The organism is Bacillus sp. DTU_2020_1000418_1_SI_GHA_SEK_038, assembly GCF_032341175.1.
Classification (GTDB): Bacteria; Bacillota; Bacilli; order Bacillales; family Cytobacillaceae; genus Cytobacillus.
This window is the reverse complement of sequence record NZ_CP135435.1, coordinates 4,138,703-4,163,259: the sequence shown is the minus strand read 5'-3', so window position 1 is coordinate 4,163,259 and position 24,557 is coordinate 4,138,703. Positions and strand designations below refer to the sequence as shown.

Sequence of the window (24,557 nt, the reverse complement as noted above, 5' to 3'; positions counted from 1 at the left end):
TACTAATTATGCTTGATATTAATCAAATTAAGGAAATCATTCCTCATCGTTACCCTTTTTTACTTGTAGATCGAATTCTTGAGGTGGAGGAAGGACAGAAGGCCATCGGAATTAAAAACGTAACCGCGAATGAGGAGTTTTTCAATGGGCATTTTCCTGATTATCCGGTTATGCCGGGCGTTTTGATCATTGAGGCGCTTGCTCAGGTGGGAGCTGTTGCGATGCTGAAAAAAGAAGAAAATCGCGGACGTCTAGCTCTTTTTGCGGGAATTGATAAATGCCGTTTTAAAAGACAAGTAAAGCCAGGTGACCAATTGCGTCTTGAGGTTGAGATGACTCGGTTTAAGGGGCCAATGGGCAAAGGTAAAGGAATTGCCACGGTTGATGGAGAACTTGTCTGCGAAACCGAAATCATGTTTGCTTTACAGTAAATCTTGTTGAATATTGTCGAAATATTTTCGAACCGAAAGTCAGCACATAAATTGCTGGCTTTCTTTTTTTTCATGCAAGTTGCAGACGAATTTGGGAATTATAACAGGAGACCCGTAAAAACGGTCAACCCAAAAACATATTTGAAAGGAGCTTTTTCTAATGAACAAAAAGCTTTTAAACCTTATTGGCGGCTCTGTTCTTGCTGCGTTGCTTTTAGCCGGTTGTGCGACCAATGATCAAGAACCCCCTCCGGAAAATAACGATAACAATGGCGTCATCAATGAGGACAACAATTTAGACAGAAACAATGAAATGAACGGCAATAACGGCAATAACGGTACTAACGGCAACAACGGCAATAACAATGATATCAACACAGATAACGATGGAGATATCATGAATGACAATAACGATCCTGGTGAAGATATGATTGAGGATAATCTTGACCTAAATGATAATGATAATAAAGATAAATAATATCTGAAAGGGCAACATCAAGTCAATTTGTTGGCTTGGTGTTGCCCCTTATTCATAAAAATATTAATCGCCTTTAGCGGCAGTAATCTGTGGTTTTCCGCGAAGTATGGTTTTAAATTCCTTCAATAGCTTATCCCCTGTTAAGCCTTGCTCAATGAGCTTTTTCAAAACAATTTCCGCATAATCATAATTTGATTTCATGAGTTTGCCTTCAAAAAGAATGCTGATATGATCAGTCACGTGTTTAATTGTTACAATCTTTGTTTGGAAGGCGGCTGGGCTGTTTTCCTTCTTCGTGATGACAACCTGAACAATGATATCCTCTCCTTGCTGGGACAGCTTCTGAAAATACTCATTGTAGGTTTTGTTCACATAGGCCTCTAGCAACCAAGTATTCGGATCGTTCTCTTGATTAATAATTAACCCGTCAATCAGGTCGATATCTACCAATGAATCATCCTCGACAACTTGCAACGAGATGAGTTTAAACGTCTTCATCCTTTTCCTCCCGACCATTTGGCTTATTATTGAAATTATAACATAGACCTTTTGGGGAATCGAATTTACAGAAACACAATTAAATTTGAACCCTTTGAAAGTTTGTCGAAATTTCTTTTGATAATGTCTAAATTTGCATTATTTGAACATTTTTTGGTTTCTAGCAAACCTTTTTCCAATTAAAACTGACTTTTTCCTGCAAAATGCGCTCTCATAATTCAATTTTCAACTTTTTACTCTAATGCCAGTCAGGGGTTAAGATAAGAGCATGCTGAAGAGAGGAGAGAAATGAATGATTAATCAAGTAACGTTAGTTGGAAGGTTGACGAAGGATCCTGAGCTCAAAAGAACGCCTGAGGGGACAGCGGTCACCAATGTCACCGTGGCCGTGAACCGTCAGTACCGCAACCAGCAAGGAGAGATTGGTGCAGATTTTGTCCAATGCACCCTCTGGAAAAAGACTGCCGAAAACACATCGCGTTATTGCCGGAAGGGCTCATTAATCGGAATTACCGGGAGAATTCAGACAAGGCACTATAACAATCAAGAAGGAACCAGAGTTTATGTAACCGAGGTGTTAGCAGATTCTGTGAGATTTCTTGAACAAAGGCGTTCAGAAGAGGCATTAATCCCCGCAGGAATGGAGGCGTAGCAATTGAACAAAGAGAGGGAATTAGAAAGCTTAGTTGAGGCATTAATTAGAATGCTGGGCAAATCCAATGAAAAAGTGAATGACTTAACGGATCGGGTCAATCAATTAGAAGTCATTCTCCGTGAGTCCTTGCTGCCAGTCTATCAACCCATTCACCAAACTGATTCAAAAATCATTTCGGCAAAATATCCTTCATGAGCGTTCCTCAGGTAGTCAATTCACCATTCCCCTCGTAGAGAGAATCAATAATTTCCTCAACCCCCCCCATTATTTCCGGCGCCTCTCGCGCCGTTTTTTGTTTACTTTTGTTTCATCCCCTGTATGAGAAACTGAACGACTTTAATCGTTTGGGCTTTTGTTTTTTCATCAAAATTATATAGCTCCAAGAGTGATTTCTTTAATTCGGGGTAGCCTTGGAGCAGCTGTTTAATCAAATCCAAATCATGATCAATAGGACCCTCTTTTAAGATGTATGTATCCGACCCAGTTTCGTTTCTTTGTGATTCATCCAATTCATTTATTAAAAAGGATTTATCAACCTTATAAATTTGGGCGAACTGAAGAAGAGTCTGGTAGTTCGGAATAATTTCCCCCGTTTCATATTTGCTAATGGTAGACCGATGTACATTCAATAAATTTGCCACAAACCGCTGGCTCCAATTTCTCTCATCCCTAAGCTGCCTCAGCTTTATAGATAAAGACATGTACTCACCGCTTTTCAAAGTTCTTTTTCTCTAAACTTAGCGGGAAAATGCATGGAAAGGGATGTGTGTTCCTGTTAGTCACATGGTTGGTTGTGAAAGTTAATCACAAAGGGCGGAAAAGAGCGAAATAATAAACTTTATGTTGTAATGGCAGGTAGAAATTGAAGGAAATAAGTGAATCTTGTCGAATCTAACTAGTAAAATAGTCCTGATTTTGTGTTGGGGAAGAATTGGAGTGGTTTGATGTGTTATTTAAAAAAGGAAACAGATTAGCAGCGTCATTTTATTTTTGCAGGGAGCGATCCAGTAAGGAACATCTTAATATCAATTACCAACCCGGTTTTTTTGATGCCCTCAAGTTAATTAACCTCCAAAAACCGAAATCATATCAAAAAGTTCCTCTTAGAAAAAAGACAATCCTCCGTTTTTACTACCTAGAAAATAACATCCAACAATTCATCGATTATTTATTCGATTTCAAAAAAGGCTCCATTGAGGTGCGGAAACCCGAAACAATAGCCGATTATCGCTACTTATCCTGTTTTTTAATAAAAGAAGGGAACAAAGTCTCGTACATGGCTTACCGGCCTAACGAACCAAGGAGTGTAGCCGCAATAAAAAAGCCGCCAAGTCTTGATGGTGACAAGACAATTGGCAGCTAAGATGGGGTGGGGATGGATTTGGACAGGATTTTGGTGAAATGCTGGAACCTGTCCAAGAGGCTGTAGTTTCCCAAATTCAGATGAAAGCCTGAGAAATTTGGAAACAAAGAGTGTTTAGCTTCCCAAATTCAGATGAAATTTTGAAAAAGAGGAAACAAAGAGTGTTTAGTTTCCCAAATTCAGATGAAAGCCTGAGAAAAGAGGAAACAAAGGGTACTAAGTTTCCCATATTTTGATGAAATCTCGAAAAAGAGTAAACAAAGAGTGTCTAGTTTCCAAAATTCAGATGAAAGCCTAAGAAAAGTGGAAACAAAGGGTACTAAGTTTCCCATATTTTGATGAAATCTCGAAAAAGAGGAAACAAAGAGTATTTAGTTTCCCAAATTCAGATGAAAGCCTGAGAAAAGTAGAAACAAAGGGTACTAAGTTTCCCATATTTTGATGAAATCTCAAAAAGAGGAAACATAGAGTGTTTAGCTTCCCAAATTCAAATGAAAGCTTGGAAAAGTGGAAACAAAAAGTACTATGTTCCCAAAATTCTAGGCGGATTATGGATAAAGTGCGGAAACCCGTCCAACAACCTGCTAATTCGAACAGGTTTTAGGAAAACCCCCCGAAACCTGTTCAAAATTTAAGTCAAAAACACCAAATCCCTCAATTCATCCGTAGACAGCTCGGTAATCCAGCTTTCGCTTTGGATGATTTGATCGTTCAAGGATTGTTTTTTCTCTAGCATGGCATCGATTTTTTCTTCGAGGGTGCCGGTGCAGATCATTTTATGGACGTGGACGAAGCGTTTTTGGCCGATGCGGTAGGCCCGGTCGGTGGCTTGGTTTTCAACGGCAGGGTTCCACCAGCGATCATAGTGGATGACGTGGTTGGCTGCCGTTAGATTCAAGCCGGTTCCGCCTGCCTTTAATGATAAAAGAAAGACAGGAAACTCTCCGCCCTGGAACTGCTCAATCATCCGGTCACGCTCATTTTTCGGAACACTTCCATTCAAAAATGGCACCTCTACACCAAATCGCTTCTTAATCATCCCGCGAATAATATTGCCCATTTCGATATATTGAGTAAAAATCAAGCAGCTTTCTCCTTGATCGAGAACCGAGTCGACCAATTCACTAAGCTTTTCAAGCTTAGCCGAACGCTCAATTACCTTCGAAGGCTTCTCTTCTTTTAAATAAAGAGCGGGGTGGTTGCAAAGCTGTTTCAACCGGCTGAGCATTTGCAAAATTAATCCCTTTCGCTCGAATGCTGAAAGCTGTTCAATTTGCTCGAATGTGTCCTTGACGAGCTGTTCATACAACGAGGCTTGCTCCGCTGTTAACGGACAGTATTCCTTTTGCTCGAGCTTGTCTGGGAGATTCAGCGCCACTTCTTCGTCTCGTTTCGTCCGGCGAAGCAGGAAAGGTCTAATAAAGGCTTGGAGCTGCCCAACCTTTTCCTTATTATCATCCTTCTCAATCGGGAGGACGAAGCGTTTTTGAAATTGGCCCATGCTGCCTAAGTAGCCGTGGTTAGTAAAATCAAAAATCGACCAAAGCTCAGATAAGCGGTTTTCCATCGGGGTGCCGGTCAAAGCAATGTGATGCTTGCCCTTTAGCCTCCGAACCGCCTTCGATTGCTTCGTTTGCGCATTTTTAATATTCTGGGCCTCATCTATGCTAATCGAGCCCCATTCAACACTCTCGAAATCCTCAACATCTAGAGCCGTCAGTCCGTACGAGGTAAGAACGACATCAGCCCCGGAAGCTTTTTCCACAAACTCCTCACCCTTAGGACGATTCCCCCCATAATGCAGATACACATTCAGCCCAGGAGCAAATCGCTCAATTTCCTTTTGCCAGTTTCCGAGTACGGAGGTTGGGCAAATAATCAGTGCGGGGCCGGAGTCCGCTTCCTCTTCCTTTACTTTTAAAAGATAAGAAATCAGCTGAATCGTTTTCCCAAGCCCCATATCATCCGCCAAACAAGCGCCAAATCCAAACCGGCGCAAAAATAGCAGCCAGCTCATGCCAAGCTTTTGATACGGACGGAGATCCCCTTGAAAAGCAGCGGGGACTTCGACAAGGGGGATATCCTTAACATCGCGAAGCTGCTTCACCATTTGTTTCCACTGGCGGTTCATTTCAATTTGAATTCGGGCGAAGGCTTTCGGATTCTCGAGGTCGTCCTCTTCTTCAGTTTCACTGGAAAGAAGCTCCTGCTCGATTAAATCGCGGACATGAAGCCCTTCCTTTTCCGCCTTTTTCATTAAATCCTGAATTTGCCGGACAAACCCAGGATCGAGCTTAATCCATCTTCCGCGAATATAAACGAGCCGCCTTTTTTCCTCCACCATGCTGTTGAACTCATCCTCTGACAAATCCACTCCATTCATGGAAATCCGCCAGTCATAATCCAGCATCGCCTGAAGCCCGACAAAGGATGGACGGTGGCTAGTGGATTGACCTTTAAGACGAGCCTTCACCTTAAGACTGGCATTTTTCATTGCCAGCCACCATGAAGGCAGGAGAATTTCAATCCCTAAAGAAAGGAGAGTTTCACTCGCTTCGGTCAGAAATGTCCACGCTTCATCCTCCGTTAAGCGGGTCGCAATTCCGTTATCCCCCTTAAGCCAAGGAAAAACATTCACCCATCTTTCCTGTTCCTTCGAGATCGCCTCCTCGTATTTCCTCCAGCCGCGCGGATAATTCGCATAATCATGCAAATCAACTAGCAGATCCGGATCCTTTTTTCCACGAAGAAAAATGCTGAGCTCCCATGATTCATCCATCTCGGCAGGCTCCTCCAGCTTCAGTCCAATGGTAAAAGGAATATCGTTTTCCTTCAGGCCAATCCATTCCTGCCAGCTTTCCTCGTCAAAATAGGCCGCGAGATCACGGGGAGATAGCTCACTTCCGCGTAAAGTATTTATTTTCCCACTTAAATCGGCTTTCAGCTTGCTGTTACGCTCAAAAAACGAATCCAATGCATGATGAAACATCTCGTGGGTAAAATCCTTAACAGACGTTTCCCCAATCATTTGCTCCCAAAAGGAAGAACCAAATTCCTGCACAACCCGGTCAGGCAGCGCCCAGCGAAACTCACCGTTTTCCCAAGCTGAAAAATCAGGGATCCATTCCTTTTCGGAAATCGCCTCATAAATAGGAAGAGAAGCGGCTAAACAAATTTGAGCCAGCTCATCCCAATCCCACTCGATAAATGAATTAAACCGTTCCTTCGCAAACAGCGAGACAAGCTGCCAGCTGTTAAGGGGAATATCCTTCTCCTCCACGGCTTTGTTATCCTGAAAAAGAGTTCCGTAAAAGCTCTCCTCATGATGATTAAACAGCAGCTTACCCCAGAATTCAGGTTTTAAAAAATACCCCTCATCATTCTGCGCAGAAAGGCAATATAGGTCAGTATCTATTTGTCGGACGTTAATTTTGATCTTAAGCATCGATTAGCTTTCCCCTTTTACATTCTTCCTGGAAGGCGCGAAGCCGCTTAGTTTTTTCGAGCAGGGTGTCTAGGAAATAAATCCAATCATCCTGTCTTTTCAGCTTTTTATACAACGTCCGGAGCTTTTTCAATTTCCGGACAGCCATTCGGTAATGGTCACGGCCTTTATGGGAAATATGGTTTTGGATCGACTGATGATAAAGCGGCAAAAGCAGTGCCGGCGCTTCTTTTTCAATTTCCTTTATTCGGCTCTTAGGAAGCACATCGATATCATTGTTCATGATGCCCTGCAAATCAATCCAGCGGTCAAAAGCTCCATTTTCAAAAAGAAGATATTCATATTCATTAAAGCTAAATGGCAGCGTTTCAACGAGAGCTTTTTCATATAAATCGTCTCTGCCCGTTTCCGAACAGTAAGGTTGTATCACTTTTATGGCAAGATTAGAGAAATTACGATTAATATAATGGTTCTCCGAAAGTTGAAGGTATTCCCGCAGCTTTTTAATAAACTCCTCGACATAAGGACCCATTCGTTTCCATTCCTTCTGTTGGATCAAATAATCCAGCCAGGTCAGGAAATAGGGAGTCATCCCTTTTTCTGGAACCGCCAAAAGATCAACGGCATCTTCATCTTTCCCCAATAGGATATATTGATGAATAATGGCCACAACGATCGGGAAGTTTTTATCCTCAATGTCCAGCAGTTTTACGACTTCCTCCTGGCACCAAACCTTCTTCTTGAAAAATTTCATCCACAGAATTCGATACAATTGGGTTTGCTCAAATTCGAGCGGAAAATCATATTGAAGGATATCGGTGGAATCCCCTTTTAATTTTTCAATAAATTCATCGAAGGCAAAGGGGAGGGAGTGGACCGATAGTTTATGGGTCACATCTAAAATATCCTCCATCAAATCCTGAAAAAGATGGTGATAGTAACGGTTAATGATTTCTCCCGAGTGCCCGAAATGAATGCTCAGTTCCATCAGTTTTTTAAAGCTAAAGAAGTATCCGATCAAGTGATAAAGGAGCTTCCATTCCTGCTCAAAAGGCGCGTTGGCTTTCCATCGCTTCGTATAAATTTGAAATAGCTCATTCATATAATAAGGCTTCGGCTCGCCGTTCCCAGTCATAATCGTGTCAAAGCTTTCGTGAATGGAGGCTACCCACCGGTCATAATCAGGCTTTTGTCTGCTTGAAGTGGTCAACAGATCCTTTGCTCGCTGAAGGCCGAGAAGCTGGACTGTTTTGCTCTCCTGCAAAGGCTGTCTCCACTCATTAACCCAATCCGTCACACTCTTCGCCTGCGAAAGAAGATAGAAAAACACAGCAAGCTGATGCCGGCAAAATCCATCGGCAGGACAAGAGCATTCGCTTAAATTGATAAAATCAAGATCAAGCATCACCTTTGCCGGCGTCACATCCTGAACGACACCTGTGATCTCATTCCGATCAAAACGTACGTGAGAAACTAGCCCCTGCCGAAAAAGCATCAGCCCCTTCTGGACCATGCGCTCATTCTCCACGATCTTCGGACTCAACATATCCATCAGCTCATTCGCCGCAAAATCCAACGGCTCGAGGAAATGCTCTGGAATGGTAGACATGGAAACCCTCCTTTTACAAATAGTCAATAGAAATAATTATATCATTTTTTGGAATCGGGTGTCTTGTCGGTTTCTTAGTTAGGAAACTCTAGCATTGTTGGTCCGAAAACCCCTAAATATTACATTTAAATTTTTTAAAATTAATTTCAATAAATGTATTGACCAAAATAATTGTTTCGTGTTATATTTAAAAATTTGATTAAAATAACCAAGTGTGTTACCATTATAAATGAAGGTAATATGGAGGTGATGATATGTTTCAAATTGGCGATAAGGTTTTTTATCCAATGCATGGGGCAGGTATCATTGAGGCCATAGAAGAACGGGAAATTCTAGGGAAGACACAGGAGTACTGTGTGATTCATATACCATTGAATAAAATGGACGTCATGCTTCCATTGAAAACAATGTCAGAATCCGGTGTTCGCTCCATCATAGACGGTGAGGCGATGAAAGAAATATTGTTTGATCTTCACAATGTAGATTCAGACTGCAGTCTTCCTTGGAAGGAGAGGTACAAATCGAACATGGAGAAGCTGAAATCAGGTCGGGTTGAGGATTCAGCTGAAATTGTTCGGGATCTTCTGCATCGCAACAAGGAAAAGTCGCTTAATACGAGCGAACGGCAGTTACTCAATCAAGCGCAGCGAAATATCATTAGTGAACTAAGTTTAATCAAAGACATAAGCGAGAACGAAGCAGCTGAATTATTAAAATATTCTAGTTGATCGCAGCAAAAAGAGAAAAGAGAGCGGCTCAAAAATACGAGTCGCTCTCTTTGTGTTTTTAGTTATATACTTTTATCTTCACGGTTTTATTGCCCCATTGAATGGCCTGCTTGTGAGAGGGAATAAACACGTCAATTTTGTTTCCTTTAACAGAAGAGCCTTTATCAGCAGCGATTGCTTCCCCGTAACCAGGTACATAAACCTTCGAACCGAGCGGAATCACCTTAGGGTCAACAGAAATGACTTTCATATTTGGATTCTTTTTTAAATTAATGCCTGTAGCCGTAATGCCGCTGCAGTTCTTGCAGCTAGCTGTATAGGCGGTTGCTTTCACAGTAATTTCTTTATAGCTCGCGGCTTTTGCAGCGGGAGCGGGTGGTTTTGCCTCTGTGGCTGCTGGTGCTGTAGCCAACTTTAACACCTGATTAGGCTTAATGATATCTGATTTAAGCTGATTCCATGATTTTAATTGCTGTACGGTAACTTGATTCTTTTTAGAAATGGACCAGAGAGTATCTCCAGTTTTCACTTTATATGTATGTTGTGCAGCAGACGCAGCAGTCGAAAATTCAACTAGTAGAAAAAATACAGTCGTTATTGTGATTAGAAGTTTTTTCATGAGAGAATCTCCTTTTCTTTCTTCTTAAGGAGTATATTAGCAAAGGAAGATAACAGGAATGTTTCAGATTAAAACTATTTTTATTACAAAGTAGATTTGGTTTGTAATATAAATCTATTAATAGGGGAAATGTTAGATTGTTGTCTGTTGGAGAGTTCGGTATGGCGCAGAGAGCGGATATTTTGCCGGTGTTATCACTTGAAAAGCACATCATGGCGCCTCTGACGGACATTTTGAGCGAGAAAGTGGTGCGAAAAGTCCGTCATGGGGTTGATGACGGACAAATTGCCTCTATTTGTCTCCTAAAAAGTCCGTCATGGGTTTGATGACGGACAAATGGTCTCTATTTGTTTCTTAAAAAGTCCGTCATAGGGTTGATGACGGACAAATAGTCTCTATTTCTCTCTAAAAAAGTCCGTCATGCGCCCTCTCGCAACGTCCTTCCCGCTTTAGAATCACCAACAAAAACCAATACTTACCCCCGAAAAATGAATTTCGTGAATATGCCGAATTTTGTTGAAAATTGGCGAATACGCGGGTATAATTTTAATAAAAAAGTCTTACATAATTTCAATTTAATGGGGGGATTAAAGTGCTATTCGACTAATAGCATTGGGCGCACCAGCAGAATAATCTTGCAATCTATTTTCGATCAAACCATGTTACGAAATGTAAATAAAAGTCACTTTTGGCTACTTTAACAAGGGTGGCCTTTTTCTATTAAAGTGGAGAAAAGTTGAATATGAAAGGAAGGCCTCCAACCCGTGAAAACCAAGCCAAAGAGAAAACCTATTTTTACAATGACTATTAGGAAAAAATTAATTCTATCATTTATTTTGATTTTATTAGTGCCGTCTGTGACGATTGGGCTCATATCCTATTTAAATGCGCAAAGCAATATTAAGGAAAAAATTCAGATTAGTTCAAGAGAAAATGTATTAGTCATTGATAAGTTTATCACCAGCTTTATTGAGCCAAAAGAGAATGCGGCAACTTATTTTTCTGGGCTATTTAACAAGGCTTCTTTTACGGAAGAAAAGATTCCAACAACGATCGCGCATTTGAAGGAATTTCAGGTACTGAATCCAGAAACGATGGTTGTTTATGTCGCCTTGGAAGAAAATGGGGATTTTCTCGCTTATCCTGAGCAAGATTTGCCTGATGGGTATGATCCGAGGGTGCGCCCTTGGTATATTGGTGCTAAGGCGCAGAGTGGGGAGCCGTTGATTACAGAGCCGTATATCGATGCCTTTACTGGCGGAGTTATCGTGACCATTGCTCACGCGCTTGAGGATGGTTCAGGAGTATTTGCGATGGACCTTAGCCTCCAAGCTTTGAACAAGCTGACAGAGGGAATTAAGATCGGAAAAGCGGGTTACCCAATCCTTTTAAGTGCTGAAGGAAACTATCTTGTTCATCCAAAAATCGAAGCGGGTACAAAGGAAGAGGGCAGTTGGGTTCAGTCTTTATTAGAAAAGAAGGATGGACAGGTCGTTGATAACCAAAACCAGATTGATTTTACAACAAATGATAGAACGGGGATAAAAATTGCTGGTGTAATGGACTTGGGTGAGGTCAATCAGGATACGAAGCCGATTCTGATGACGACTCTGTTAATCGTTGGTCTTTTTATAGTAATCGGGGCTTTGCTTTCTTATTTTGTGATCCGGTCGATTACTAGACCTTTGAATGGGCTGGTTGCAGCAACGGAAAAGGTAAGTGAGGGCGACCTTACTCAAGCCTTCGATGTTAAAAATAATGATGAAATTAGCTATTTGGGCGTAAGTTTTAATAAAATGGTGGGGGCTCTCCGCGAACTGATTCAAAATGTCGATGCGAAATCAGAAATGCTGGCCGCTTCATCTCAGCAGCTGATGGCAAGCGCGGAGCAAAATAATACAGCGACTGAGCAAATTGTCGATGCCATTCAGGAGGTTGCTTCCGGAACTGAACGACAATCCAAAATGGTCGAGGATAGCCATCATATTGTTATGGCGATGTCTGCGGAAATGGAAGGGATGCTGAACCATTCTCAAGCCGTCCGCGAAACATCCATGGACGCTGTGGGAATTGTGAACAATGGAAATCAAGCGATTCAGCTAACATCTCAACAAATGACCAATATTCACAAAACAATCAGCAGGCTTAGCGTGGTCATTGAGGATTTAAGAAAAAGATCCATCGATATTAATCAAATCATTGATGTGATTTCGGGGATTGCCGACCAAACGAATCTTCTGGCATTAAATGCGGCAATTGAAGCGGCAAGAGCAGGGGAAAATGGCAAAGGCTTTGCCGTCGTTGCGGATGAGGTGCGTAAATTAGCGGAGCAATCGTCTAGATCTACTGAAACAATCAGGCAACTCATCTCCTCTATTCAAATTGACACGAACCATGCAGTTGAATCGATGGAAAAAGGAACAACCGAAATCGAAAAAGGAATGGATCTTGCCCAAAGTGCAGGAGAGGCCTTCCATGAAATCAAGCAATTTATCGATCACGTAAACAATGAAATTCAAACGATTTCAGTCTCTATTAAAGAGACTTCAGCTGGCACCGAACAGGTGGTTGGCGTTGTACACGGCATTGAAGAAATTGCTGTCAAAACAACAGCAGACAGCCAAAATGTTTCCGCCGCAACCGAGGAACAATTAGCCTCCATGCAGGAAATCACAGCTTCCGCCTCCTCGCTATCTTATATGGCAGAGGAACTTCAGGAAATAATTAAGCAATTTAAAATTTAAATAATTGGGTGTGCTAGTCGGTTTTTGGCTGCGTGCCCTGTAGATTTTTTTCAAAACGCAAAGAGGCCGGTCTGCATTAGAGCAGAACCGGCCTCATTTATTTTAATAGGAGCTTGCGGGCTTATAATAATTAAACTAGTTCATAGGCGGTGACGTTACGCTCGATGACTCTTGCTTCTTTTGCTGAAACAAGATTGCCGTTCATCGTTTGGAACACATCCGCAGCCACGATTTGCTCCATTGCTAGCTTAACAGCAACTGGATCAATCGGCTCCTTCGGGTTATCGATAGAAAGTCTTGAAAGCTTTCCTGAATCTGTCACAAATGTTAATTCTAATGATTTTGCCATGGGTTTTGTCCTCCTTTCATTTTATTATATGGGGTGAAGTTTCAGATCCTCTGCTTAGCCAAGAATATCAAAGCTGTCGTTTCTCACTATGGTTGATAGGGAGTCCTGGCTAAGTGATGCGATTGCCGTTGCTGCCTGAAAAAGCTGCTCAGCTGTCGCCGCCTTCTTCACATTCCCAAATGTTTTAGACTTGAAAATCGGGTCGCCCTTCTCATTTACACCCGTTTCGAACGTCAGACGAAGCCGTGTCTCGATCATTAATGCCTGTGCCATGTTGATCACCTCCTCTCAACCTTTATATATAGGGGGGAGGGGGGAAAGGTCACGGGTGGGATGATTTAATGAAAAATTTTTTTATAATGGGAAGCCTGGTGGAGAAAAGTGATGTAACAGGGAACTTTAATGTTGCGAATTTTCCTATTCCATAAAAAACATATTCTAAAAAAATATGATAGTATATTCCTGTGTGTGAAATTTCCCATATGAATATAATTAAATATATTGTAGGAGGTTAGTACATGCTACACATACTAATCTTAGTATTAGCTTTTTTAACATGGTTTTTACCGCTGCCCGGAAAAATAATTTTGTTAGGCATTAACTTCTTTTTACCAGACCCCATGCCTTTCGGAGATGAAATCATTCAAATTATAGGCTTTTTAAAGACTAGTAGAAAAGGGTATAAAAAGATTTCAAAACGTTAGTATCATATTAATATAAAAGCCTATAATGGGCTTTTATTTTTTGAGATTAATGTCTTTTTGAAGAGGCGGCTTCCATAACAAAAAAACGAGCGATCGGAATAGATCACTCGTTTGGTAATAAGTATTAAGCTAATTTAGAACCGCCGATGCTGTGTTGAGAAGGGTAGTCAGCTACCTTAACTCCTCCGCCAATGCTGTGTTGAGAAGGGTAGTCAGCTACCTTAACTCCTCCGCCAATGCTGTGTTGAGAAGGGTAATCAGCTACCTTAACTCCGCCAATGCTATGTTGAGAAGGATAGTCAGCAACTTTAACCCCACCAATGCTGTGTTGAGAAGGGTAGTCAGCTACCTTAACTCCGCCAATGCTGTGCTGAGAAGGATAATCAGCTACCTTAACTCCGCCGATGCTGTGCTGAGAAGGGTAATCAGCTAGTTTAACCCCGCCAATGCTGTGTTGAGAAGGGTAATCAGCTAGTTTAACCCCGCCAATGCTGTGTTGCGAAGGGTAGTCAGCTAGTTTAACCCCGCCTACGCTATGCTGAGAAGGATAGTCTGCGGATTCTGCGAGATTTGCACCTAGAGCACCAAGTCCTAGGATACTAAGAGATAAAATGGAAACTTTAAGTACCTTTTTCATATTGCACCAACTTTCCTATATTTTTCATAAAATATAAATAGATTGTATCAAGAGTTAAGTAGTTTATCAATCTCGCTTTCCATTATACTTAACAATTTTGTTTTTCTTTCCAATTTTAGTAGATGTAGGCACTCATCTAGGTAGTATTTACCTTTTTCTATTTCACCCAATTTAACGTAATTATGCCCAATTTGATAATGGAATTCATTAAAAAGGTAAAGTAATTCCTCATTAATACACAGATTTAATCCTTCTTGACAATATGATATTGAATTTTCATATTCATTTAATCCTGTCAAGGCCTGGGAGAGTCCAAATAAAATTCGTAATTTTCCCTTCATGTTTAAAATATGAGGAAGTTTATCAATATTGCTTAAAGCTTCATTAAAAATAGTAATGGCACTACGGTGATTCTGGATCTCTCTAAAAATGATACCAATACTCGTTAAAATCTCTATTTCTCTCTCGGAAAGGGAAATTCTTTTTGGATTGGTAAGTGAGATTGCCTTACTCAAAGTATCAAAGGCTTTATCAGCATTCCCATCTAAATAGTAATAACAAATCCCCTGATGCCACATCAGGTATTGCTTGAGTGATTTCTGATTAAATAAGGGACTTTCCTCTTCTTGTTGAATGATATTGTTGATCGCCTCGTAATTACGGTCTCTTTTAAACTTTTCTATTAGTTGAATAACAGCATTTGGGTAATGGACAGTTGTCTTGGAAGCGATATCGAAAAAATAGGTTAGCTCCATATCAAGCTTTTTTGAAAACTTATAGAGCACATCTATGGTGGGGTAGGATCGTTCTTTTTCGAAAGAAATTAATTCGTCTACTGTGCAGATTCCTTCCGCTAATTCCTCTACAGTTAAATTCTTGTATTGCCGAAAGGATTGGAGGATTTCCCCAAATAAGTATTTCTCTAGCTTCATATAAATCCCTCTTTTCAACAATCTCTAATTCGATAGTAACATATTCCTTATCTTTTAATAAAGGGAAGGGTGACCTATATTTCGAAAATTCAATAGTATTCGATAATTATATTTTTAAAGCGGTCGATTATAGAATTAGTATTACCTATTGTAATATAGTTATTAATTATACAACAGACGTATGGATCTGTAAGTATTTTTCAGGGTCATTTCCTCCATGGATAAAATGCTAGATTGAGTACTATCCATTGAAAGGTCGTTACTATAACCCCGATTTGATCATATATTGGATATTGGTCAAAAAACCTCAGAATAAAGAATTGCAGCGGCAAAAGACAGAGGGAGAATAGCAGCAAATTTTGGTTTGATTTTTTCCATAAAGGATATAAGTAGGAGTGTTGGGTCCGTATATCCCGGATAACCCATCGTATTGATAAACCTAAAAAGAGAAGATCGAAAGGGAAAATGATTTTTCCTATCGGTATGTCTGTTCCTAATGTGTCCCCTCGAAAATGAACGGTTTCTGATGAGAAGAACCATGAGCCTGATTCAGCGACTAACAGGGAAAACCACAGTAATAATAGCCAATGAAATGGCTTGCGGGCTCCTCTCCATCCGAGGAAAATGAGTGTAATCAGCAATGCGGTGAAAATCAGCAGGAGCCAATAATGCCCGGTGAGTCCGCTTCCGCCCATTCCCAGCCAGCCTGACCATGTATAGGAGCGGCCATCGAATAGCCCCCGAATCACTGGCAGCCAGAAAGTTATTCCGCTGACCATTACATATGCAAGAATAACATGCAAAAGCCAATCTGGTTTCCATTTCATGCCCATCACCCCTAATACATTGTATTAAGATTATTGATTTTGATGCATTCTAAAAGGTTTTCTTAGAAAAATTGGAAAAAGGTATGATACAGGGAAATTTTTTCTGAAACTTTAGTAATATATTAATTGAAAATATTGTTATTTTATCGAATAGGAGTGAAAATGGAGAGAGACCTTTTGGCGGAGGCCATTCGTGCTTAATAAGATGACAAAACGATTGGCTGATAACCTTGCTTAAATGTCTGCCTGAATTAGCAGAGGTACCCTTATAAATTAGCCAACAAACTACATTAACTTATAACCACCAAAATCAGCCAATAATTCACTCAAACACACTCACAACGGGTAATATAAAGTTATAACCAAAGTTAAAAAAATGCCAAGAAAGGAACCTCCTCATGAACCCAATAATCATTGGAAAAGCACCCGCTATTGTAAAAGTAAAACTGGATCCTGTCCCTATCAATCTGCCACAAGAAATCCGAAACAAGCATGAACTTTATTGGAACAAAAAAGCGAAAATAAACCCCTCCCTACGAAACGGAGAAGTCTTTTCGATTACCGATATCGAGCAAACGCAGGAGGAGCTTGTCGTTACGGTGGCTAAGACTGACTATAAACATTATCTATACACTCTGAACCATGAAGATTGCGAGGAGCCATGCAAAGTCATATATACCTGTGCCGCGGTCATAACAAGCGACAAGAAAATGGCTATTGGCCGAATGAATAGGACAACCTCCACACCAGGCCGCCTTCAATTCACAGGAGGAGGACTGGATGAGTCGGACCTGGAAGATTCAACATTTAATTTAGAGAAAAATATCAGCAAAGAAATTAAAGAAGAGCTCGGATTAGACATTCACTCATCATCCACTCGCTCTTTTATCCCTAAATTCATTAAGCGTCAAGGTACACATGATTTTTGGGCAATTATCTATGAGGTATCTGTTGAGTACACAGCCGAAGAGGTTTATGCCCGATTCCTTACCCATAATCATCATTTAATAGAAATAGGGCAGCAGCCAGAGTTCGATGATCTTCTATTTGTCCCTATTGAAAAATCAGCTGTAGAAGCCTTCATCCAAAATGAGTCTTCCCCGATGGTTGATTACCTAGCTCCCATTCTTGAAAAATATACTGAATAAGCGAAGTAGAGGGAAGGTTCTGTTCACAGGAATTTTTCACAGGTTGGTTATAAGATTAATGAAAGAATGAGTCAATCATTATAGCAACGATTGACTCATTTTTGAATTTTATGAATAAATAAAAACTATTATAATATTAACCTATTAAAAGCAGGTTACAAATGATCCCCGATATGTCCAATTAATAGCCTTTCTCCATTCTTAACTTGAGGGTGCCCCCAGTTAAAGTAGATACGCTCTCCTGAATGCTTACTAAATAGTTTTGTATGGGGAGCGCAAACTATATTTATGTTTCCTCCTTGGTCGCTTGGGAATTCAAAACATAGGTTTGCTTTTTCATAAGCTGGGTCACCTTGAGCTGAACAGTTAATATTCCCAATAACACTTAAATGCTGTAATACTACCGTTTCATTTTGAGCTTGATATTCTATAAAAAGACGTAGTCCATGATCATTTAGTGCCGTTAAATGTAAAATTAGTTCTTCAAGATAATCCCTAAAAGGTTTAAATCTTTTGATGGTCTGTTGAACACGGTCATTGATAAAAAGCTGTGGAAAGCAATCTTCACATTTTCTCAAAAATACAGAAATGTTATCAGCAAAGTGCAAATAAAAACGACGTGCATTTAAACAGTCTGACTTGTTTTGTATAACTAAATAATCCTCCAAATTTGGAGCAGTCCAATGATAAAATGTAATTAAAGCAAAGTGCTGTTGATAATTCCGATTTTGTAGTTGACCTATAGAATCTTGAATTACAGCTTTTTCTACTTCTACCATTTTTTTAAACTTCATCTGAATGATTCTTTTTTCATCCCGCATATCGCCGCTGCTATATAGCCACTCAGCTAATGATTGACCTTCATAAAAAATCTGATCAAATAGATCCATTGAATAGGAGGTAGATTCATAATCAGTAAGCATTTCTAATACATCAATGAAACATTGTAGCTGTTCGTCAATGGGTGTGTTTTCTACGGAAAGACTTTTCTCAAAGGATTCGGAAACGATTAGATAATTTATGTTCATTTACGTTTTAACCTCAAAAGTTCGAATAAATCCTTCTCTTCTTGATCGAAAAATCCCTTTGGCCAAGAAGTAAGTTCTCCATTTTTTTTTACTGCAATCTTTTCAACCTCCGTAAGACCATTTGTTTGCATAAAGAAATAGACATACCCTTTTTCAGCTGCTTCATTCTTCGCTAGTTGGAGTCTCATTCCGTTTACAACATGCTCACTATGTGTTTCAACAATTACTTGCACTCCAGCCATACTAACCAATGCTAAGAATTGACCCATCCGAGATTGACTATACGGATGTAAATGGGCCTCAGGATTCTCTACAATAAGTAATCCTCTATCATTTGAAGATGCTAATAGACCGGAAGTGATGATTGGCAAGGCATAAGTAATACCGAACCCTGTTGAAGTAGGTGAAATAAATTCTCCTAGATGAGAATTACTATACTTTATTGTAACCATGTCAACATCAGGTTGTGGTTTCACTTGTAGGCGGAAGTCAGGTATCAATAATTGCATCCAAGCTTCAACTTGCGTAGAAAATCTAGGAAGTGCGGATTGCGCTGAAAGAGATGGATGAACGTTTAGTGATAGTTGGTCAGCTCGTTCAATTGCATGATTAACGAACTCTCCTTGAAATCCAGTGGTTATCACACTAGTAGGATTGAAAGGCAAACTTTTCCTTGGACCCAACCTTTCTGCATGAAGATAATGAAGATTAACATCTTGGAAACTAAGGTCTCCAAATGACTTCGAGGGGTTGATTTGCAAACTGTATGGATGCTTTAATGGGTCTACGTCATACGTGTATTGCAAATGGTGTTCCTCTAATCCTAGCATAATTCCGATTTGATTATTTTCATGCATAAAAGAGAGGACATTTTCTGCTCGCCCTAATGATAAATGGTAATTACCGTTTAATTCAACTTCCCAGCGTTTAAAACGGTGAATATTTTCAAACGTATTTTTAGCAAGCAGAATGGATTGAATGACACTGGATTTTCCTGCTCCATTTGCTCCGGTAAATAAGGTAATTGGAGCCAATTCCATATGCGATTTTTTCATGCTTTTAAAATGAGTTAATGAAATTTTATCGAATATCAATTCGTAATTCCTCCCAAAATTCCCTTGTAATATAAAAGTTCATTGCTACTCTGGACGTGGCATTTGTCCCAATCGTTAAGGCGTTTGAATAATCTTCATTTCTTTCAATTAACTTAGCTAATTCATGAACCGCATTATCTGAAAAAGTCTTGCTGATTCCTAGGTCAAGACCAGGTTCAGCTAAAAGCACACTCCAAGATGTAAATAGAGATTTGTTAATAAGCTTTCGGCGCCCAGATTGCCTTAACTCTGATAATTTATATTTACGGAAGGCATATTCACCAAAAAGCTCGTGAGCATTATTCATCGCTCTATTAAAAGCTTTTTCTATTTCTACTAGTTTTTGATCATTCATAGCATTTAGCTGATCAAACGCACGATCTAAAAAAAGCTCCAAGTCGCTTTTGTGGTAATCTAACTCAAAGGTCTTGTAGTTGTAGGCAAAATAAAATGCAATAAAGCGCAGTACAAGTTCTTGAGCCGCCATCCTCATATCATTGACGCCGCCATCTGTTGCCGCTTGAAATGATGAAGAATGAGCTAATCTTTTAAGGAAATCACGTATCCGGGGTTTTGCAATCGAATTACGAATTTCTTGTGCATTTAATGAAACACCCCCGGTATTAATCCTCCTGAATAGATCGTACTTAACCTGGGAAGGAGTTCTTGCATCAATAACGTTAACAGCTAATTGTGTCATATAGATTCGACTCACATACTTTGCATCTAAATCTTTAAAGTATTTTCCGTCACAAGAATCTTGTAGGTATTGTAGGCCTTTTAATTTAAACTCTCCATTTAAGAATTCATTGATTGTTGATAAACGTTGTAACCCATCAATGACATGAAGAACTGAGTCTTCATCTTCATAAAAGTAAAAGGCGGGAATGGGTATTCTTAGCATTAAGGATTCAATTAAAAGTGATTTTCTTTTTATCTCTTTCCAAACCTTATTTCTTTGAAAGTCGGGATAAAGATTCAAAAGATCCAAATCAATTAATTCTTTCATATATTTCAATGAAAGCATTCGTTGTTCTATACGGATTTTTTCAGCATCAAATGGGAGCTCAGATTGATCCTCTTCATCAATCAATTGTTCATATTCAATTCCGAACATCTCTTCTTGTACTAGGTCGGAGTCTACCTCGCTAGTGTTACTATTAAAACGGAATGGATTCATTTGTGTCCCTCCATTAAAAGCATTGATATTACTATTATATAGTATAGTGAATGAAATCAGCATAAGAGAATAATTAATTCTGATTTAATTCTATTAGCATTAGTATGTCCAAGAAATGGATAAATTATATCAATGATATCGTTCTAGTATTGTGAAAGATTCAAACAATGAGAAAGAAAACCATTTCATTAGTCAGCTATAGGTTGATTACCTAGCTCCGATTCTAGTGAAGTATATAGAATCATAGGAGAAAATATAACTATAATTCCATCCATAAATATACTAAAATAGAACTTAATATATGATGTCATTATTTGCCGTCCGTGTTCGAATCTTCCAGTTACGACCGCGAACGGTGTTGACAACAAGGGGGGAGCACCAATGGGGAATTTGAAAAAGTATTTTAGTTTTTTGCTAGTTTTATTGCTTTTGTCCAATGTAACTTCTGTTTCCGCAGCAGAGCCAATCCAAGAAATACGAGATTTGATTAAGGAATATTACATAGAGGACGTGCCGGCATCCGTTTTATCCAAGCCGACTGCGAAGGAAATCACGGAACATTTGGACCCTTATTCTGTCTACATGTCAGCTCAAGAGTTTGACCGATTTACGAATGGCATTGAGCAGCAGTTAGTGGGAGTTGGGATCGTTCTGGACGAGGATCCAAAGGGAGTCAAGATCATATCCGTCATCGAGGGCGGCCCAGCTGATCGGGCGGGGTTGAAAGCCGGGGATATAATTATTGGCGCCAATGGGACAAGCCTGGCAGGCCAGTCTGTGCAATACGCAGTTTCTATCATAACGGGCGCAGCGAACACATCTGTCACGCTTCAATATATTTCAGTCGACACAAATGAAAAGGTCACAAAGTCCTTAACTAGAGAAATAATTCGGATTCCAAATGTTGAGTATAAAATGCTCGGCGGGGACATTGGTTATATTCGCTTTCATAGCTTCTCACAAGAGGCAACAGAGGACATTACGAATGCTATTGGAAAATTACCAGGTGCAAAAGGCTGGATTTTTGATCTCCGGAATAACGGCGGAGGCTATGTGTCCACTGCCCAGGAAGTGGCAGGTCTTTTCCCTAATGTAACAAACGCGTTCCAGCTTCGATATAAATCGCAGCAGCCTGAGGTTTACGCGGCTCTTCCGCAAAAGGTTAAGTTTACAAACCCAACTCATATTCTCATCAATGAATATAGCGCAAGTGCTTCCGAAATGGTCGCGGTCTCTGTCAAAGAACAAAATGGGGCAAGCTTATACGGACAAACTTCCTATGGAAAAGGGTCCATGCAGTCGCTGTTCCCATTGAGTGACAACGGCATGCTAAAATTAACAACAGCCCGTTTCTTTTCACCGAAAGGGATTCCCGTTCATGAAGTAGGAGTTACTCCCAATATTGAAACGGCAGAGGGAGAGGAGTTAGTCACCTCGCACAGAGATCAACTAATTGCCAAACACTCAACCTATCAAAAGCTGCCTGCCCTAAAGGATGTTCCGGTCACCAAAACATTTACTGTTCAAATGAACTTGCAAATGGACTGGTCTAAATTAAATGCCGCGGACGTTCAGCTGATCCAACTAGGCGGAACAGAAGTAGCAGTTGATGTAAAAATAGCGGATGACTATAAAATGACCATTACGCCGAAAACGCATTTACAATCGAAGGGCAAATATTTGCTCATGATCCATCCGAATTGGACGAGCAAGAGTGCAAAGCAAATGCAAAAGGGAATCTATTTAGAGGTAACAGTTAAATAAGATATGGCTATGTAAACCCGGGAGAAATCCTGGGTTTTCTTATGTTATTAAGAACATGGAAGAGGACCATTACCGAATTATATGTTCTTTATTAAGAAAAAATTGTTCGTTTTCTATTTAAAAATCAGAATCTATATTGTATAATGTTAAATATAATTATTAGCGCAAATAAGGCCGCTTATTTTTTTACCCTAATTGTTCTATATAACGAATAACGAAAAAGGAGGACATCACATTGGTGCCAAGGTCTTCTCGACATAGAAGTCATAAGAGAAAACAAAGGAAAAGAATGTTTAAGGCTTTTTCGTCTAGTGTAGCTGTTTCATCCCTGCTATTAGGAAGCGGGCATTTAGTATCGCCTACATACAGCGAGTTTAATTCAGTTAAGGAACAGGAAGTGGATATCTCTGCCTGTTTTATTTTTCCTCAGACGGTTGAGCAAATGCGAGATCGTACAGTTGAACTTCAAGAGGAAGCGAAGGCCATATTGGACGAGGCCTTAGGAAAAGTATCGGAACTGAACGTAGAGTCCATGAATGAGAAATTAGCCGGATTGAAGAAAGATGCTGGAACAGAAGCAGGAGCTGAAGGGGAAACAGAAGGCGGCGCTCCCTCCCAAGAACAAGAATCCGGTGCAGATGTGATAACAATTGAAGGGCTTCAGGAGGCCCAAGCCCTATTAGCGGCAGAAATCGCCGTTCTAGAAAACACAATAGCCACTCTTCAAAACACAATTACAACAAATGAGGAAGAAATAAAAACACTTGAAGAAATTACTAAAGAGATTGAAGGAATGGTTGCGCAATTGGAAGAAATCATTACAACTGTTTTTCCTAAAGCCCAGGAGCAAATTCAAGAAAAATTAGATGAAATTAATGAAATTATTCAATACATTCTTGAAATAAAAGATGCAGCCATCAAAGATTGTAATTTTGAGCCGCAGTTTTTTGAGGACATCTTACTGCAAATGAATACGGAAAAAGACAAGACGGAAGTGTTTATTAGCAATTTAGAAGAGAAGCTAGCTACTACCGGTGAGGAAATTACTCAGCTGAAAAATAATGCTCTAGAACTGCAAACGGCCATGGAAGAACTTAAACAGGCAAATGTAGAATTGTTAGCTTCCATAGAAAGTATAAAAGCTCAAATCGCAGCGATCAATCAACAAATCGCGGCAATCGACCAGCAAATCGCTGACATGAAAGCATTACAGGAGCAAAAGGACAGCTTATTTGCAGGAATGGGTGCACTTAAAGAATACCTGGAAAAGTCAACGGACTTATCAGAGGAGCAAATCCAGCAATTATTAGAAAAGTTAGCAGGTGTCGTCCAAGACATTGAAAATATAACTCTTGATAACAAAGACATGTCCGCCATTGAAAAAGCAATACTTGAACTAGACCAAGAAATTAAGCAAGAAGAAGAGAAAGCAAAATTAGAAAAAGAAAGGCTTGCAAAGGAAGAACAGGAAAGACTGGAGAAAGAGCGGTTAGAGCAGGAGGAAAAAGATCGGGAAGCTAAAGAAGCAGCAGAAGAAGAAGAGCTTGATCAGGAGCAAGAAGATGGAGAAAGTGAAGAAGAACTAGAAGAAGAAAAGCCAGATGGCGAAGAAAAGGAAGAAGACGGAGAGGGCAAAGAAGAGACTGAGGATAAAGATAAAGAAGAGATAGAAGAAGGTAATGAAAAGGAAGACGAAAAAGAAAATGAAGAGGAATCCGAAAAGGGTGATCAGGAGCTAGAGAAAGAAAAGGATCAAGAAAATAAAGATAATCCAGGTCAGGGTAATCCTGAAAAAGCAGATCCTGCAAAGCCAGAGCAAGGTAAACCAGATGATAAACCAAAGCAAGAAGTGCCTAAGAAAGAAGAACCAACTAAACCAGGAGAAGGCAATGATAACCAAGGTCAAAAACCTCAAGAGCCCAAGCCTGTTAATAATTCCGAGAAGATAGACCAAGGGAATAAAGAGTTAGCAAGAAAAGAAAACTCGAATCAATGGGAAAATGGGATTAATCTTCTGTTAGGTCTGATCGAAAGGCAAAAGTCAGGAAATGATGAAAGGACACCTCAAATAAAAGACGATAACAAGGAAGAAATGAGAAATGAAGAAACGGACCATCCTTCAGTAGCGGAAGTGGCTACAACGGCAACTCATAGTCCGGTTTAGGTTATTGAATAATATATGCAGCTCCGGTAGATGGATTGTATCTACCGGGGTTTTTCTAATTTGGAGAGGTTTAATTATATGATAAAGTTCGTTACCTAGTATATTAAAAATAAAACAAAAAAAGCCAGCACCCTCAATCCAGGATACTGACAAAAGTTCG

General features: G+C 39.9%; 24 protein-coding genes and 1 pseudogene. 12 read left to right on the top strand and 13 right to left on the bottom strand.

Annotated features, from left to right (window positions below; genetic code table 11):
• Positions 1–8: 8 nt before the first annotated feature.
• Positions 9–431 (top strand): 3-hydroxyacyl-ACP dehydratase FabZ, encoded by a 423-nt coding sequence (gene fabZ / locus RRV45_RS20615; RefSeq protein WP_315666522.1) that lies wholly within the window; start codon positions 9–11, stop codon positions 429–431.
• Positions 432–591: 160 nt separating this feature from the next.
• Positions 592–909, top strand: a complete 318-nt coding sequence (locus RRV45_RS20610; protein WP_315666521.1) for a hypothetical protein — start codon at positions 592–594, stop codon at positions 907–909.
• 63 nt (positions 910–972) lie between these two features.
• On the opposite strand, the gene RRV45_RS20605 is transcribed toward RRV45_RS20610, so the two are convergent.
• Entirely contained in the window at positions 973–1,407 is a 435-nt protein-coding gene (locus RRV45_RS20605) for a YwpF-like family protein (RefSeq protein ID WP_315666520.1), read from the bottom strand.
• Between the two features lie 292 nt (positions 1,408–1,699).
• Between RRV45_RS20605 and ssb the strand changes: the two genes are divergently transcribed.
• Entirely contained in the window at positions 1,700–2,059 is a 360-nt protein-coding gene (gene ssb, locus RRV45_RS20600) for a single-stranded DNA-binding protein (RefSeq protein ID WP_315666519.1), read from the top strand.
• A gap of 3 nt (positions 2,060–2,062) precedes the next feature.
• Entirely contained in the window at positions 2,063–2,257 is a 195-nt protein-coding gene (locus tag RRV45_RS20595) for a hypothetical protein (RefSeq protein WP_315666518.1), read from the top strand.
• A 101-nt stretch (positions 2,258–2,358) separates the two neighbouring features.
• Here RRV45_RS20595 and RRV45_RS20590 read toward each other — a convergent pair whose 3' ends face one another.
• Positions 2,359–2,763 (bottom strand): helix-turn-helix domain-containing protein, encoded by a 405-nt coding sequence (locus tag RRV45_RS20590; protein WP_315666517.1) that lies wholly within the window; start codon positions 2,761–2,763, stop codon positions 2,359–2,361.
• A gap of 245 nt (positions 2,764–3,008) precedes the next feature.
• Between RRV45_RS20590 and RRV45_RS20585 the strand changes: the two genes are divergently transcribed.
• A complete protein-coding gene (locus RRV45_RS20585; RefSeq protein ID WP_315666516.1) occupies positions 3,009–3,425 on the top strand; it encodes a hypothetical protein in 417 nt (138 codons plus the stop codon).
• A gap of 631 nt (positions 3,426–4,056) precedes the next feature.
• Here the strand turns inward: RRV45_RS20585 and RRV45_RS20580 are convergent.
• Positions 4,057–6,870 carry a DEAD/DEAH box helicase gene (locus RRV45_RS20580; protein WP_315666515.1) on the bottom strand — a complete coding sequence of 938 codons (2,814 nt, stop codon included), beginning with the start codon at positions 6,868–6,870 and terminating at the stop codon, positions 4,057–4,059.
• Positions 6,863–8,479 carry an SWIM zinc finger family protein gene (locus tag RRV45_RS20575; protein ID WP_315666514.1) on the bottom strand — a complete coding sequence of 539 codons (1,617 nt, stop codon included), beginning with the start codon at positions 8,477–8,479 and terminating at the stop codon, positions 6,863–6,865. Before RRV45_RS20575 ends, RRV45_RS20580 begins: the two co-directional genes overlap by 8 nt.
• Before the next feature lie 254 nt (positions 8,480–8,733).
• On the opposite strand from RRV45_RS20575, the gene RRV45_RS20570 reads away from it, so the two are divergent.
• Complete coding sequence (locus tag RRV45_RS20570) at positions 8,734–9,207, top strand: CarD family transcriptional regulator (protein WP_315666513.1); 474 nt, start codon at positions 8,734–8,736, stop codon at positions 9,205–9,207.
• Between the two features lie 58 nt (positions 9,208–9,265).
• On the opposite strand, the gene RRV45_RS20565 is transcribed toward RRV45_RS20570, so the two are convergent.
• Positions 9,266–9,826 carry a 3D domain-containing protein gene (locus tag RRV45_RS20565; protein ID WP_315666512.1) on the bottom strand — a complete coding sequence of 187 codons (561 nt, stop codon included), beginning with the start codon at positions 9,824–9,826 and terminating at the stop codon, positions 9,266–9,268.
• A gap of 800 nt (positions 9,827–10,626) precedes the next feature.
• Between RRV45_RS20565 and RRV45_RS22170 the strand changes: the two are divergent.
• Positions 10,627–11,631, top strand: a pseudogene (locus RRV45_RS22170) (HAMP domain-containing protein); the annotation flags it as partial.
• Positions 11,623–12,570 carry a methyl-accepting chemotaxis protein gene (locus RRV45_RS22165; protein WP_410489396.1) on the top strand — a complete coding sequence of 316 codons (948 nt, stop codon included), beginning with the start codon at positions 11,623–11,625 and terminating at the stop codon, positions 12,568–12,570. The pseudogene RRV45_RS22170 and the gene RRV45_RS22165, both read left to right, overlap by 9 nt.
• A gap of 130 nt (positions 12,571–12,700) precedes the next feature.
• Here the strand turns inward: RRV45_RS22165 and RRV45_RS20555 are convergent, their stop codons facing one another.
• Together RRV45_RS20555 and RRV45_RS20550 are read right to left on the bottom strand one after the other, a co-directional pair.
• Positions 12,701–12,919 (bottom strand): DUF2922 domain-containing protein, encoded by a 219-nt coding sequence (locus tag RRV45_RS20555; protein ID WP_315666510.1) that lies wholly within the window; start codon positions 12,917–12,919, stop codon positions 12,701–12,703.
• Positions 12,920–12,973: 54 nt separating this feature from the next.
• A complete protein-coding gene (locus RRV45_RS20550) occupies positions 12,974–13,192 on the bottom strand; it encodes a DUF1659 domain-containing protein (protein WP_315669107.1) in 219 nt (72 codons plus the stop codon).
• 245 nt (positions 13,193–13,437) lie between these two features.
• Between RRV45_RS20550 and RRV45_RS20545 the strand changes: the two genes are divergently transcribed.
• Positions 13,438–13,623, top strand: coding sequence for a hypothetical protein (locus tag RRV45_RS20545; RefSeq protein WP_315666509.1), 186 nt, complete (start codon positions 13,438–13,440; stop codon positions 13,621–13,623).
• A 124-nt stretch (positions 13,624–13,747) separates the two neighbouring features.
• Here RRV45_RS20545 and RRV45_RS20540 read toward each other — a convergent pair whose 3' ends face one another.
• From RRV45_RS20540 to RRV45_RS20530, 3 genes are all read right to left on the bottom strand, one after another.
• Positions 13,748–14,260, bottom strand: a complete 513-nt coding sequence (locus tag RRV45_RS20540; protein WP_315666508.1) for a ribosomal eL19 family protein — start codon at positions 14,258–14,260, stop codon at positions 13,748–13,750.
• A gap of 47 nt (positions 14,261–14,307) precedes the next feature.
• On the bottom strand, positions 14,308–15,192 hold the full coding sequence (locus RRV45_RS20535) for a helix-turn-helix domain-containing protein (protein ID WP_315666507.1): 885 nt from the start codon (positions 15,190–15,192) through the stop codon (positions 14,308–14,310).
• A gap of 206 nt (positions 15,193–15,398) precedes the next feature.
• On the bottom strand, positions 15,399–16,019 hold the full coding sequence (locus tag RRV45_RS20530; RefSeq protein ID WP_315666506.1) for a hypothetical protein: 621 nt from the start codon (positions 16,017–16,019) through the stop codon (positions 15,399–15,401).
• Positions 16,020–16,417: 398 nt separating this feature from the next.
• On the opposite strand from RRV45_RS20530, the gene RRV45_RS20525 reads away from it, so the two are divergent.
• Positions 16,418–17,167 carry an NUDIX hydrolase gene (locus tag RRV45_RS20525; RefSeq protein ID WP_315666505.1) on the top strand — a complete coding sequence of 250 codons (750 nt, stop codon included), beginning with the start codon at positions 16,418–16,420 and terminating at the stop codon, positions 17,165–17,167.
• A 155-nt stretch (positions 17,168–17,322) separates the two neighbouring features.
• Here RRV45_RS20525 and RRV45_RS20520 read toward each other — a convergent pair whose 3' ends face one another.
• Genes RRV45_RS20520 through RRV45_RS20510 form a run of 3 tightly spaced genes read right to left on the bottom strand, consistent with a single transcriptional unit; the run spans position 17,323 to position 20,469 of the window.
• On the bottom strand, positions 17,323–18,195 hold the full coding sequence (locus RRV45_RS20520; protein ID WP_315666504.1) for a hypothetical protein: 873 nt from the start codon (positions 18,193–18,195) through the stop codon (positions 17,323–17,325).
• Entirely contained in the window at positions 18,192–19,289 is a 1,098-nt protein-coding gene (locus RRV45_RS20515) for an AAA family ATPase (RefSeq protein ID WP_315666503.1), read from the bottom strand. Before RRV45_RS20515 ends, RRV45_RS20520 begins: the two co-directional genes overlap by 4 nt.
• Positions 19,276–20,469 (bottom strand): DUF262 domain-containing protein, encoded by a 1,194-nt coding sequence (locus RRV45_RS20510; protein WP_315666502.1) that lies wholly within the window; start codon positions 20,467–20,469, stop codon positions 19,276–19,278. Before RRV45_RS20510 ends, RRV45_RS20515 begins: the two co-directional genes overlap by 14 nt.
• A 381-nt stretch (positions 20,470–20,850) precedes the next feature.
• On the opposite strand from RRV45_RS20510, the gene RRV45_RS20505 reads away from it, so the two are divergent.
• Together RRV45_RS20505 and RRV45_RS20500 are read left to right on the top strand one after the other, a co-directional pair.
• Complete coding sequence (locus RRV45_RS20505; RefSeq protein ID WP_315666501.1) at positions 20,851–22,233, top strand: S41 family peptidase; 1,383 nt, start codon at positions 20,851–20,853, stop codon at positions 22,231–22,233.
• 235 nt (positions 22,234–22,468) lie between these two features.
• Entirely contained in the window at positions 22,469–24,397 is a 1,929-nt protein-coding gene (locus RRV45_RS20500) for a hypothetical protein (protein WP_315666500.1), read from the top strand.
• Positions 24,398–24,557 lie beyond the last annotated feature (160 nt).